The sequence below is a fragment of the Balneolales bacterium ANBcel1 genome, from assembly GCA_029688905.1.
Taxonomy (GTDB): domain Bacteria; phylum Bacteroidota; class Rhodothermia; order Balneolales; family Natronogracilivirgulaceae; genus SLLW01.
Window position 1 is genome coordinate 356,199 of the sequence record JARULB010000002.1, and the last position, 12,844, is coordinate 369,042.

Annotated in this window: 8 protein-coding genes; 1 reads left to right on the forward strand and 7 read right to left on the reverse strand. The window is 54.3% G+C overall.

Going from position 1 to position 12,844, the window contains the following annotated elements:
• Window position 1: 1 nt before the first annotated feature.
• The 7 genes from QA596_03710 to QA596_03740 form a co-directional block, all read right to left on the reverse strand.
• A complete protein-coding gene (locus QA596_03710) occupies window positions 2-520 on the reverse strand; it encodes a phosphoheptose isomerase (GenBank protein ID MDG5766561.1) in 519 nt (172 codons plus the stop codon).
• A 123-nt stretch (window positions 521-643) separates the two neighbouring features.
• Window positions 644-2,026, reverse strand: coding sequence for a phosphomannomutase/phosphoglucomutase (locus QA596_03715; protein MDG5766562.1), 1,383 nt, complete (start codon window positions 2,024-2,026; stop codon window positions 644-646).
• Between the two features lie 76 nt (window positions 2,027-2,102).
• Entirely contained in the window at window positions 2,103-3,341 is a 1,239-nt protein-coding gene (locus tag QA596_03720) for an ROK family transcriptional regulator (GenBank protein ID MDG5766563.1), read from the reverse strand.
• Between the two features lie 190 nt (window positions 3,342-3,531).
• Window positions 3,532-4,947 (reverse strand): MFS transporter, encoded by a 1,416-nt coding sequence (locus QA596_03725; protein MDG5766564.1) that lies wholly within the window; start codon window positions 4,945-4,947, stop codon window positions 3,532-3,534.
• Window positions 4,948-4,965: 18 nt separating this feature from the next.
• Window positions 4,966-8,322, reverse strand: a complete 3,357-nt coding sequence (locus QA596_03730) for a glycoside hydrolase family 9 protein (GenBank protein MDG5766565.1) — start codon at window positions 8,320-8,322, stop codon at window positions 4,966-4,968.
• A gap of 102 nt (window positions 8,323-8,424) precedes the next feature.
• On the reverse strand, window positions 8,425-9,597 hold the full coding sequence (locus QA596_03735) for a glycosyl hydrolase (GenBank protein ID MDG5766566.1): 1,173 nt from the start codon (window positions 9,595-9,597) through the stop codon (window positions 8,425-8,427).
• A gap of 74 nt (window positions 9,598-9,671) precedes the next feature.
• Window positions 9,672-10,937: an AGE family epimerase/isomerase gene (locus tag QA596_03740; GenBank protein ID MDG5766567.1), complete on the reverse strand. Its 1,266-nt coding sequence runs from the start codon at window positions 10,935-10,937 to the stop codon at window positions 9,672-9,674.
• Window positions 10,938-11,276: 339 nt separating this feature from the next.
• Between QA596_03740 and QA596_03745 the strand changes: the two genes are divergently transcribed.
• On the forward strand, window positions 11,277-12,662 hold the full coding sequence (locus tag QA596_03745) for a hypothetical protein (GenBank protein MDG5766568.1): 1,386 nt from the start codon (window positions 11,277-11,279) through the stop codon (window positions 12,660-12,662).
• The last annotated feature ends 182 nt before the right edge of the window (window positions 12,663-12,844 follow it).

Sequence of the window (12,844 nt, forward strand, 5' to 3'; positions counted from 1 at the left end):
CTCAGCCGTGCCTTCCGAAATCATCTTTCAGTCGAACAATATCGTTTTCGTCGGAGGGGTTTTTCGGATCGGTGTGGCGCCAGATCTCGGCGATTACGCCCCACTCTCCCGTCCCGATCAGTCGGTGTCTCTGCCCCTGCTCAATTTCAATGACCATACCGGGTCCGGTCTCATCTGCCTCCTTTTCCTCATCCGTATCGCTTATGGCAATAACGGCACTGCCTCCAATCACCTTCCAAATCTCCGATCGCCGGTGGTGGTACTGCCACGACAACCGCTTCCCCGGAGCGACCATCAATATCTTCGGGCTAAGTTTCTTAAACCCTCTGAAATCATCCATTCCCAGATGTGGGAAAAAAGTCCGAATAAACAGGTCGGCCTGTGACTCAACGATGACATAGTACCCGCCCCAGGGACGGGTATCGTCATAGGTATCGATACGCAGCCCAAGATCGTCCAGAACCCCCTGAACCCGTGAAAACACCTCCGGCCTTTTTGTATCGGCTGGAATGTCTATCATATTATCTTTCAATTCTCTAACCTCCTTCAATGAACAAATGTTCTATTGTTTTTATGTATGCTTAATCCCGGCAATTAGTGCTGCTGCAATACCGTGCCGGCACATCCGATGCACTTGAACGGACTACTCGGGACCGTTCCGGATCTTTTCTTCGAGCTCGTCTTTTTTCTGCTCCATAAGCAGGCGATCGCCTCTGGATTCCACATTCAGCCGCAGCAGCGGCTCGGTGTTTGATACCCGCAGACTGAATCGCCAGTCGGGAAACGTGACACTGAGTCCGTCGGGTGACGTCACTTCCCCTCCCTGCCGTTCGTACTTCTCCGCGATTTGCTTCACCAGCTTGCCCGCGTCTCCGTCGATCCGGTAGTTGAGCTCTCCGCTGACCGGATAACGGTGAAAGGCTTCATCCACCAGCGCCGAAAGCTTCTTGCCGGACTGGCTCATCAGCTCGAGCATCAACAGAAACGGCAGGATACCCGAGTCGCAGTACCAGAAATCCCGGAAATAGTGGTGCGCGGACATCTCACCTCCGTAAGCCGCCGCCTCCTTTCGCATAAGCTCCTTGATGAAGGTATGGCCTGTCTTACTCTGAACGGGCTGTCCACCCAGCTTCTCAACGGTTTCAATGGTGTTCCAGGTCAGCCTGGGGTCATGCACTATCTTCGCGCCCGGGTATTTTTCCAGCATCTGCGCGGCCATCAGTCCGACGATATAGTAGCCCTCAACAAAGCGGCCGTTTTCGTCAAAAAAGAAACAGCGGTCAAAGTCGCCGTCAAAGGCAACTCCGAGATCCGCCTTATTGGCAAGCACTGCATCGGCAGTATCCTGGCGGTTTTCCGGGAGAAGCGGGTTCGGCACCCCGTTGGGAAACCGGCCGTCGGGTTCAGAAAACATGGGAATCAGTGTACAGGGCAGTTTGTCGGCCAGCCGGCCGATCAGCGGGCCGGCGGCTCCGTTGCCCGAATTGACCACCACTTTCAGCCCTGAATCCAATTCCTGTGTCAGCATGTCACAAACATGGGAGAGGAATTCATCCGAGATATCCTTCCACTCACAGGCGCCCCTGCGCGACGAGCCCTTTCCGTCCACATGGTGAAACGGGCCCTCTTCGGCAATAAGAGTTTTGATATCATTGAGTCCATTTTCGGCTCCGACCGGACGTGCTCCCTCTACCACCATTTTGCATCCGTTGTATTCCATGGGATTATGGCTGGCGGTGATCATCAGGCCGCCATCCAGCCCATACGTTCCGGTAGCGAAATAGACCATTTCTGATCCACAGAGTCCAAGATCAAGCACATCCACCCCGGAATCGCAAAGGCCGTCGGAAAGCGCGTTTCTCAATTCTTCGCTGGAGAGGCGGGAATCACCGCCAATGACGACTTTCCGCGGGGAAAACCGGGTCGCGAAGGCTTTTCCGAGTGTGTACATGAAGCGGGCATTGATCTGGTCGGGATAGATTCCCCGGATGTCATAGATCTTGAATGCTGAAACGTCGACAGGCATGTGTTACAGGGTTTTTCCGGGTCTGGGTTTTAATGAATATTCTGCCGGCGGATCGGCATCAAATTTCACACTCCGGTTATTTGCCGTACGAACGAGCGAAGGTATCCGATGCAGGCCGATGCTGTTTCATCAACAGCTTCGGCAGCGGGGCGAAAGAGGTATAGAGGGGAAGTGTCGCTACACCCAGAGCGGCTGCGTCGATGCCGGCCGATGCGATTTGAAACTCCGGACGTGTGGTTTTACGGTCGATGCGATGTGGCGGAAGGGACTCTTCCAGCTTGTTCAACAGGGATTTCAGCATCGGATCCGGCAAGCGACCGCCAAAAAAAATCACTTCCGGGTCAATCAGATATTCGATGGCGAGGATCAACGGCGTCAGAAAGCGCGTGCCGTCATCCAGCCACTCCAGCAGCACCGGGTTGTCCTTGTCGAAATAGTTCCGAAGTTCATCCAGTGTGTTGATCGGATAGCCCGCCTCACGCAGCTTCTTCTGCAGCATGGGCATATTGAAAAAACCGCCCAGATGGTCGTGTTCGTACCCGCCGTTTTCATCCATGAAAATGGGTGTGGGAAAATATCCGAGCTCCCCGGCATTGCCGGTGTGACCGGAATAGAGCTGCCCGTTGATGACCAGGCCGCCGCCAAGTCCGGCACCAAAATAGGTATAAAAGAACGACCGGATGTGCTTCGCGTTGCCGTACCAGTGTTCTCCCATGGCTGCCGCCGAAGCGTTGTTTTCCAGTACCACCGGTAGTCCCAGCCGTTCCTCCAGCCGTTTCACCACAGGGACGTTTTCCCATCCCGGCAGGGCTTCCGGATTGGCGAGATTCACAAGACCTTTGTCGCTGGAAGAGGCCATGGGTCCGGGAAGCACCACTCCGACACCCCACACTCTGTCCCGTTCAACTCCTTCCGCCTCAATGAGATCATTGGTAGTATCGCACATTCTGTCGATGGCCTCGTCCGGAGATGGAAAGAGCAGGTCGATATTTGTGCGCTGGCAAATCTGACCGTTCAGGTTGAGCATGACCGCGGTCATGTGATCCCGGTCAAAATCAATGCCTATGGAATAAGCGGCGGTTTCATTCAACTTCAGCATAATGGAGGGTGCTCCCCGCCCGTCCTGGCACCGGGAATCCTCGAGCACCAGATCCGCCTGCATCAGTTTTTTTGTGATGTTGGTTACCGTTTGAGCGGTCAGCTGGGTACGCCTGGCGATATCAACACGCGAAAGGGGTCCATACAGCCGGATCGTCTCCAGAACAATGCGGTTATTGAATGAATTCGCATACTGTAAATTGGTGCCAACCAACATTTGTTGTTACCTCATTAAATGATAAATACACCCGGCCGGGCCGGTATTGTGATGAATACGGTTCGAAGATAGCAATATCTTATACTCATACCACTCCACCAGGTGCAGTAAATGCGCAATCACATTCCCTGCCAAGTGGTTAATATACAAAAAAATAAAGACACAGAACGGTGATGCGAGGCCCTGTACGTCACGGCTCCACACCCTTCTCTTCCCTTCGGTTTTCAAGTTCGGTGGTGATTTCAGCCATCCGGGTTTCGTCCAGTCTGTAGAAAAAGATGAACAGCGCGGAGACCAGCGCACCGGCGGCCGGAATCCAGCTCATCAGGGTACGAATACCCATGAGGGCGGTATCGGTCTGCGCCACTCCTGCCTGGTAACCGAATACGGCAAGCATGTAACCGAGCATGGCCGATCCGAGTGTCCATCCAAACTTCTGCGAGGTGGTATAGGAGGAGAAGATAAGTCCGGTCGCCCTTCTGCCCTGCTTCCACTCGTTGTAATCGGCGGCGTCGGCGTACATGGATATCAACAGCGGCAGAATCAGACCGGCGTTAAAACTGATGATGATCTGCAGTGCGAACATAAGCCAGATCTGGTTACTCCCGAGAAAGAAGAAAAATATGCTCGCAACAGCTGCGATGGCCATGGATGCCATGTAGGCACGTCTTTTGCCAATCCATCCGGCAAACGTAACGGCGAACAGAACACCGAAAAGGTTGGCAGCCTGACCGATTACCATGAAAAAGGAGCTGAAGGGATAGGCCATATCCAGCCATGCGATGTTGATCACCCCCTCTGTTTCCACATAGTAGCGGAAATAGTAGATGATGGTTCCGTCCCGAACGGCGTTGAAAATAAGTGTAAAAATTCCGGCGCCTACCAGCAGCCACCACTGATTGTTGGCGATCAGATCTTTGAGATCCAGCTTCAGGTTGGTCTGCTGCGACTTCAGCGGCAGTACCCGCTCTTTTGTGGTGAAGAAGGAGATATAGACGAAAATTACGAACAGCACACCGATTACAACCATGGCCATCTGCCAGCCAAAGGCCTCGGCACCCGCACCCGTGCTCAACCCCGAGAAGAAGATGGCAAGAGGCTCAACAATGGCCAGTACCAGAAGGCTGCCAGCAAAGGCAAACAGAAAGCGGTAGCTGCCCAGCTTCGTTCGTTCTTTCGGGTTGGGAGACATGACCCCGAGCAGCGCACCGTAAGGGACATTCACCACGGTGTAGGCCATCATCATAAACAGGTAGGTGATGTAGGCATAAACCAGTTTGCCGGTATAGCCGAAGTCGGGTGTAGTAAAGGTAAGCACTCCAATTACAGCAAACGGTATGGCGAACCAGAGCAGATAGGGCCGGAACTTTCCGTATTTGGTGCTGGTCCGGTCGGCGATGACTCCCATGATGGGATCGTTGGCCGTATCCCAGATGCGGGTGACCAGCAAAAGCGTACCGGCAGCGGCGGCGGTGATGCCGAAAATATCGGTGTAAAAATAGACCAGGTACATGGTGAAGATCTTCCAGTACATGGAACAGGCGGCATCGCCGAAACCATACCCGACCTTCTCCTTCAGACTAAGTTTATGCGTTTTTGGATCCATGGTTTGAATTGATGATTCCTATTTAACCAGCATCATCTGCCGGGATTGAACGAAGCTGCCGGATGTAATCCGGTAGAGATAAACGCCCGATGCCAATCGGGATGCATCAAAGAGTATTTTGTGGCTGCCGGCGGGCATAACGCCGTCCATCAGAACGGCAACTCTACGGCCAAGCATATCATAAACGACCAACTGCACGTGTTCCTGTACAGGCAGGTCGAAACCGATCACCGTAACCGGGTTAAACGGATTGGGATAGTTCTGCTCCAGGGAGTAAACTTCCGGCACCCCGGCTTCGTCTCCGGTTGAGGTCACTTCCTGCCCCTCACCTCTTACCGCCAGATAGGCAATATCGATACTTCCATCCTGCGCTTGCAGAAGTATGCTGTTCTCGCCGCGGTTCAACATGACCCCCGAAAAGTCCCGGTAGTGCCACTCCCCCTGAGTACCGCTCAGCCGCTCCCTGAGTTCCAACCTGGGTGGATACCTCACTCTCAATGTTGCCGCCGTGTTACCCGGCAGCCGGTACCCAATCCGGATATCATAAGCTCTGCGCTCACCCGCCAGAATCCGATCCCAGAGAAGTGACCCGTTGTCTCCGGTTCGAACAAAAACCCCGTCGCGAGCCGTATCATCGGGCAGCAGTTCGGCCCCACCGGACAGGCTCGCCGAAGCCACCTCATACCAGCGTGTATCCGGAACCTCCACAACCGTTAATTCGGGTGCACGGGATTGTATTTCAAAATGATCGTCCGTTACCCGAACCGATATGGTGTAGGATCCCGGTTCACCGGCAGTCCACTCGTATTCAAATGGTTCTGATGTCACATCAGCTACCGGCTCCCCGTTGATGAGGAACCAGGCTTCAGGCTGTCCGGAGTTTCCCGGTGTGATGTCTGCGACAAACCTGACCACCGTGCCGGTTTCCGCCTCCTGACCGTCTGCGGGAGCCAACAGCGTTACCGCGGGCGGCTGCCTCTCCGACTCCAGGCCGTAAACCTCCAGCTCACTGAGCCGTAACGGCTCACCATCAACACTTTGTGGAGCGGAAACACGGACAAACCGGCCGGATACGGGTGTTTCGCCGATATGCTCATCCGTTCCACCGCCACCATCCTGAACCTCATGGAGAGGTGTCCACCGGACGCCGTCGAAAGAGACCAGAACATCATAGCGAGAAGCGTAACCACTGTCGGCCCAGCCCAAAACCACCCGCCGGATGTCGAACGCTTTCAGTAGATCAACTTCGATCCAGGCATCACCGGCGGAATCGGCAATCCAATAGGTGTCCGCTATCCCGTCAATTACATTTTCCGGACCATTGCCCGTCCGGGAGGATGAAGCCTGGGCAGTGCCTGCCGAGGCCCGGTTGAATTTCTCCGGAGGGACCACATTGATCGTTACCCTGGCTGTATCGGCTTCGCCTCCCTCACCAGTAGCAATTAACACATATTCGGTGGTATCGGCTGGCTGGACCATCCGTGACCCTGACTGCGGTACCTGTTCACCATTCAGGGTAACGGCTTGGGCACCTGTCGCCGACCAAATCAGCTCCGCTGAATCATTCTCAATGATCAACAGAGGATGTGCCGACAACCGCGCACGCGTGCGTTGTTCCGTCTCCTGCCTGATCGCGTCAATGGCCCCGGCGACATAGACCAGCGGGGCATTCCAGTTGATGGCTACCTCGTTGGTGGCATAGCTGCACCAGTCATCGACGTACGAAAGTGCGGGCAGATCCGAGGGGTAGTTGCAGCCGTCCTGCTGGCCCGAATGCGGACCGCCGACCACCAATCCGGGTACGGGGGCATCATGGCTGTGAGCGGCGGATGGCCGGTGATGCGGGTCCATAGGCGTGCGGCTGCCGATACCCGTTACAAAAGAGTATCCGGTAGGATTTCGTCCCAACACATAGTCCAGATTGGCCTGTGCGGCATCGAGCATGGACCCGTTGCCGGTGAGCCGGTATCCCTGCAAGAGCATCAGCGAGTGATTAAGGGCGACACTGTTGCTGCCCCATACAAAATCACCGCCGCCCCGATACCCCATACTCATCAAGTAGGCAGAGTTGCTGTGCGCATTGAGCAGTTCATTGGCCATCTGTTCGATTCGGCCGGTAATATGGCCCACATTCGCGGCCGGTGTGAGTCTGTCGCGGTGATGGGCCAGCGATACCCAGGCCAGCGGCCTTACCTGCGGCCAGGCGGGGATAGTAATACCGTGAACATTGCCCAGGTTGCGGGCATGCCAGTAACTGTCGTCGCCGGTGGTGATGTAGAGTTCGGCGGCGGCCCAGTCGAATTCATCGCTAACGTTCGAATCACCGTATTCGCCGGTCACAATATCGGGAGAGTGCTCCTGGTTCATGGCATCCTGACGATAGTAGAGATTCGGATGTTCCAGAGCCCATTGCCAGGCAAATTCGGCGGCAGCCAGCGCTCGTTCGGAAAAACCCCTGTCATACGGACGATAAACCCGGGAAGCCACCGCCATCACCCCGGCAAAATTGAGTGTGGCGGCCGTTGATTTCTGAACCGCGTACCGGGCGCTATTATCCTGATGCGGCATGATGATTCCCGAGAACTGCGGCGAGGTCAATTTGTGGTACACCCCGCCGTCGTGCGGGTCTTGCATGGTGATCATCCAATCCAGGTTCCACCGGAGCTCATCCAGGATATCCGGAACTCCCGACCCGCTTTCCGGAATATTTACCGTCAGCTCCTCAAAATAGTTCGGGAAATGCTCATAGGCCGCCAGCATTGTGTAGGTGGTGATTCCCGAATTGACGATATATTTGTTAAAATCGCCGGCGTCGTACCATCCTTTGGAGGAGGAAAAGGTATAGCCCACCGGGCGATGTTCGGTTGCCGCCGAGGAGTGGATCATCGCATTGTCGTCGGGATGCCCCATGGGGCGAGCCCAGGGTCCGGCGTACGGCTCGGTAATCTCCGTGGATGCCCGGTTGAAATAGTAGGCCTTGAGTGCGGACCTGGAAACCTCCGTCAAGACCTCTTCACTGATCTCAAACGGATGGGATTCACCCAGATCAGGGTGCTCAATCCGATAGGTTCCGGGGGTACTCAAGTCGGTAAAAAGCGCATGGAGTACTGTTTCGTCGGAGTGCTCCCAGTAAAGCCCGTCCCCGCCAAGTAATGCTCCCGTAAATACCGTGTCACCGCTCTCTACATCAACAATTTGGTATTGCGATGTCGTCAGAACCGAACCGTTGACCGGCACAACAGCCAGTTTATCTGCATCAGGGTGATACCCCGCCTGATTCACCTTGAAGGGGCGGTAGGCCTCGGCGGATGTCCAGGCTGCGGATAAAAGAATTGCGGCCAGCAACATGGAAGCAATTTGAAATAGCAGGCGCATGGGCAATGGTGAATTTTTGAGATGGATACCTGGTCGGTGTGTTAAAAAAAGTCGGTAGAACTATAGTCAATAGGCAATTGAGAGTTGACTGAAATCGCCGGCCTAATCATACATATCCGGGAGATCGTTTTCAAACAGTACAACCGGGTGCCTGTGAAACTCCACAAAATTCTCGGCGCTGATTTGCCCGGGAAACGGCGCGTAGTAGTGGTCGCGGTTTTCCCGCTCGAAGTTGGCGTTTCTCCAGACCTGGACATAGGCGATTTGCCGGGTGAGATCGTCGGTCAGGATCGGCTCGAGCAGCTCGCGGGTCCACCAATAAGGATCCGGGATGGCCTCCTTCCCTGTTTCGGTAAGCGCGGGCAGCTTGTTGCGTTCATTGGCGATTTCTACGGTATACCGGAGGGTGCGGATACGGTGCTCGCGCTGCCGTTCTTCCGGGGTATCGTTGGCAGGGTGACCGTAATCCCAGTAGTTGTCGATGCCTATGATGTCCACATACGCGTCACCGGGATATCCGTACATGTAGTCTTCATGAAACCGGTCGATATCCATCCGGCTGCGGTCCGGCGAAAAGGCATAGAGCAGGTTGTCGACCTGGTGCTCATCCCGGAGATATTCCACCGTGAACCGCCACAAGGCGATGAATTCCTCTTCGGTACAAAGTCCCTTCCCCCACCAGAACCAGTCACCGTTATGCTCGTGATACGGCCGAAAAATAATCGGAATGGGAGCCAGTTCCCGGAAAAAGGCGGCGATATAGTCCAGGTCGGCCCGGTACTGATCGTGCCGGTCACCACCAGGGATGATCTCCGACACCGCGCGGGTGGTATCGTAAAATGAACCCCCGGTTACGGGATTGGATTTGTGCCACGCATAGGTAATAACCCCGCCACGTTCAAAGCCGGAGCGTACCCAGGCAATTGATTGCCGCGTGTGTTCTGCAATATCCTCTTCCGTGAAATGACTCCGGTAAAAATCGGCGATATCCCATCCGTAGATAGCCGGAAACGAGCCGGTCACCGATTTCACATCGGAGCGCTCCTCGCCGGAGTCAAGCTCACTGTGGTGCCAGTGATAGCCGTAGGCCAGGGTAGCCTGATGACCGAACAGGAGGTGATCATGACGCATCTCCATAAGGTTGGCGTACAGGTTGCGAGTCTGCTCATTGGCATTCGGGTCAACCAGGGTATAGGTCCCGGTGCCGACACGTTCAGAGCATGATGCCAAAAGCATCACAATTAAGGTGATAAACAGTGGTTCTATGATTCGCATGTAGACAGATAGCTGCTCTTATGTGACTGTTTCCGATGATTTGCGTTGCGGGAAGACAGCGCAGACATCCGGTATCAAGGGAGTTCCACGGGCAAATGTTTTTTGGAGTGGAGGATGGTAAACGGCGTATTCCCTGCGGTATCCATGGCCAGTGCCGTATACAGCAGGCAGGTACGAGATGTGTGATAGGGGCATTTCCAGGGGCCGGCCTTATGGTCTGAGAGATCGGGTTTACCTGCAGCATCCAAACGGAAATACCATTCTCCGTTTTCGCGGTCGACAAAATGTTTCTTTGTGAAATCCCAAACCCTTTCCGCTTCGGAGATATATTTCTCATCTGCGCTCAGCAGATACGCGTAAAGATATCCGGTAAGCGCTTCGGCCTGTGCCCACCACTGTTTGCCGGCATCCGCCACATCTCCCCTTTCACCCGTGTCGCAGATTCCACCCGGTGCGGGATCGCTTCCCTCGGTTATGGTGATGTCGGCCAGGTCAAACAGAATCTTGCTGCATGACTCCAGCTGATCGTTGTTACCGATTTCAGCCGCGGCATCGTATAACAGCCAGGCCGCCTCAATATCGTGCCCATAGGAGTAGCGCGGAGAGACGGGGTTCAGGTTCTCATCAAAATAGGAGAGAATGTGCCGGCTGTCGGCGTCATACATGGAATCGATGTGGATAGCAATCAGTTCCGCCAGGCGATCTTTCAGGAGATCATCCGGCCGGGCGCGATACAGATGCGTAAATGCCTCCAGTAGATGCAGATGGGTGTTGAATGTCCGGGCGGCATGGATGTCATTCGAGCCCAGCCGGGTATCGTCCATCGGCTGCCAGTCATTTGAAAAAGCCTCGTGGTAACCGGTTCCGTCATCCCTGTACGCATGCTTTTCGATCAGATCGAACAGGGAATCGGCCAGGGCAAGAGCCTGATCATCCCGGCAGGCCAGATAATACTCGGCCAGTCCGTATATCGCGAACGCCTGGGTATAAATATGTTTGCGGTTGTCCCGAACGGTGCCGTCTCCGGCAACCGACCAGAAGATACCTCCATGAACCGGATCCCAAAAATCGTTACGCACCGTAAGCAACGCGCGCCGGGCCAGGACAAGATAGGAAGGATCCCGAAGCAGCCGGTACGCCGCGGAGAAGGTCCACAGAATCCGGGTATTCAAAACACCGGATTTGTCGGACGCAACCGGATCAGCCTGATGATCCAGCGCCCCGTGAAAACCTCCACCATGATCATCGATCATCCTGTTCATCCAGAATGGAAGAATATGCTGCTGCAACTCGTCGGAAAGTTCGTCCGACAACCGCGCCAATTTATGCTGAAGTGACATGGAGATAATAATTACATCAAAATATCTGTACCGGCGGTGTGATCATGTCCCGGATCGGGAACACCTCCCACCCCTCCCTGAAATTTACCTGCCGCCTATTAAATCAATCAATTTGATTTAAAATATGCAAATTAAAACCGCTTTTTTAAAATTATTTTTCGGTATTTCGCAAAAGAGACCGCCGGCATACCGTGAAGGGACTTTTCTTTTCAGAGGAACCGGAAGCAACCCGGGAAATTATTATTCAATCAAATTGATTTAATACTCAAAAAGCGATAGGTTCTCTGGAAAGCGCTTTTATTCAGGATGAACTACCAACCGCAACCAAACACCACATCCATGAAAATTACCCGCCTGTCCCTCAAGGTTTTTTCCCGCAGATTCAGTCGTTTATCACTGATGGCCTGTTTTCTTGTCATATCCTTCACCTCCCTTGCATGCGAGTCCGGGTCAGGCAATATGGATGAAAGTGCGGATCAGTCCGGCACTACTCCGTTCGTAGAGGTTCGGGACGGCAACTTTTTTATTGGTGATGACCCCTACTATTTTATCGGATTCAATTACTGGTATGGCATGAACCTCGGGGCCGACCTGCAGGATGGGGATTACGAGCGTCTGGTCCGGGAACTGGATCATCTTCAGGAACTCGGAGTGGACAACCTTCGGGTTCTGGCCGCAAGCGAGGGTCCGGATGACGCGGGCTGGCGCGTGGTACCGAGCTCCCAACCGGAGCCGGGCGTTTACAATGAAGATGTAATTCGCGGTCTGGATGTACTGCTTGACGAAATGGCCAAACGTGACATGCGCGCCGTGCTGGTTCTTAACAACTTTTTCCAGTGGTCGGGCGGCATGGCTCAGTATGTGTCGTGGGTGACCGGAGAACCCTATCAGTTTCCCTTTTTGGGGGAATATACCTGGGACGAATACCAGACCTTCGCCAACCGTTTCTACGCCCTTCCCGAAGCGCGGGAACTGTTCAAGGACAAGGTTCGCCATCTGCTCACCCGAACCAATACCGTGAATGGCCGCGCCTATACGGATGACCCGACCATCATGTCGTGGCAGCTGGCCAATGAACCGCGTGAATTCGGTTATGTGGAGGAGTATGTCGATTGGGTGAAGGCCACCTCCGACCTGATTAAATCTCATGCTCCCAACCAGCTGGTGTCTCTCGGTGGTGAAGGCAAATTGCTCCGCCGCCACAATATGGACACCCGTTTTGAGCAGCTCGCACAAAGCGATGCCCTGGACTATCTCACCATCCATCTCTGGATTGAAAACTGGAGCCTGTACGACCCGGCCGGTGATCCCGAAGGTACCTTCATGCACGCCATAGGCAAATCCATGGGATACATCGCCGACCATGTTGCCATTGCCGAACAGGTCGGAAAACCGGTCGTGCTGGAAGAGTTCGGAGTCTCCAGAGACGGGCTGGATCACGACCCCTCCGCACCGGTAACCTACCGCGACCAGTATCTGGAAGTGATTTTTGAGGCAACCCACCACCTCGCCCAGGAGCGATCCGCTTTTGCCGGCCTGAATATCTGGACCTGGTCGGGCGAAGGCTATCCGGAAGTGCCCGGCGAATACTGGGAACCAGGCCGCACCCTCACCGGCGATCCGCCCCATGAATACCAGGGCTGGTACGGTATCTATGAACAGGACGAGTCTACCCTGGAACTGATCCGCACCTACAACGAACGTATCAACGCACTGTTCCACTGATACCTTCCTGGCAGGCCAAACCCGAACCATCTTCTGAATTCATCCCATAGCATTTCATATATGAAAATGTTATCGTTAACAAATATTATGAAGTCTGCCGGATCCTGTATGCAAATGTGAGCCGCTGTCCGCTTTCAGGTTGTACCCAGGGGTCTTCCACCCTGTTACTTATGAACTTCCCT

Bases quoted from the DNA above. Each gene is read 5' to 3' on its own strand.
- QA596_03710 (MDG5766561.1), bottom strand. From the start codon at position 520: ATGATAGACATTCCAGCCGATACAAAAAGGCCGGAGGTGTTTTCACGG.
- QA596_03715 (MDG5766562.1), bottom strand. From the start codon at position 2,026: ATGCCTGTCGACGTTTCAGCATTCAAGATCTATGACATCCGGGGAATC.
- QA596_03720 (MDG5766563.1), bottom strand. From the start codon at position 3,341: ATGTTGGTTGGCACCAATTTACAGTATGCGAATTCATTCAATAACCGC.
- QA596_03725 (MDG5766564.1), bottom strand. From the start codon at position 4,947: ATGGATCCAAAAACGCATAAACTTAGTCTGAAGGAGAAGGTCGGGTAT.
- QA596_03730 (MDG5766565.1), bottom strand. From the start codon at position 8,322: ATGCGCCTGCTATTTCAAATTGCTTCCATGTTGCTGGCCGCAATTCTT.
- QA596_03735 (MDG5766566.1), bottom strand. From the start codon at position 9,597: ATGCGAATCATAGAACCACTGTTTATCACCTTAATTGTGATGCTTTTG.
- QA596_03740 (MDG5766567.1), bottom strand. From the start codon at position 10,937: ATGTCACTTCAGCATAAATTGGCGCGGTTGTCGGACGAACTTTCCGAC.
- QA596_03745 (MDG5766568.1), top strand. From the start codon at position 11,277: ATGAAAATTACCCGCCTGTCCCTCAAGGTTTTTTCCCGCAGATTCAGT.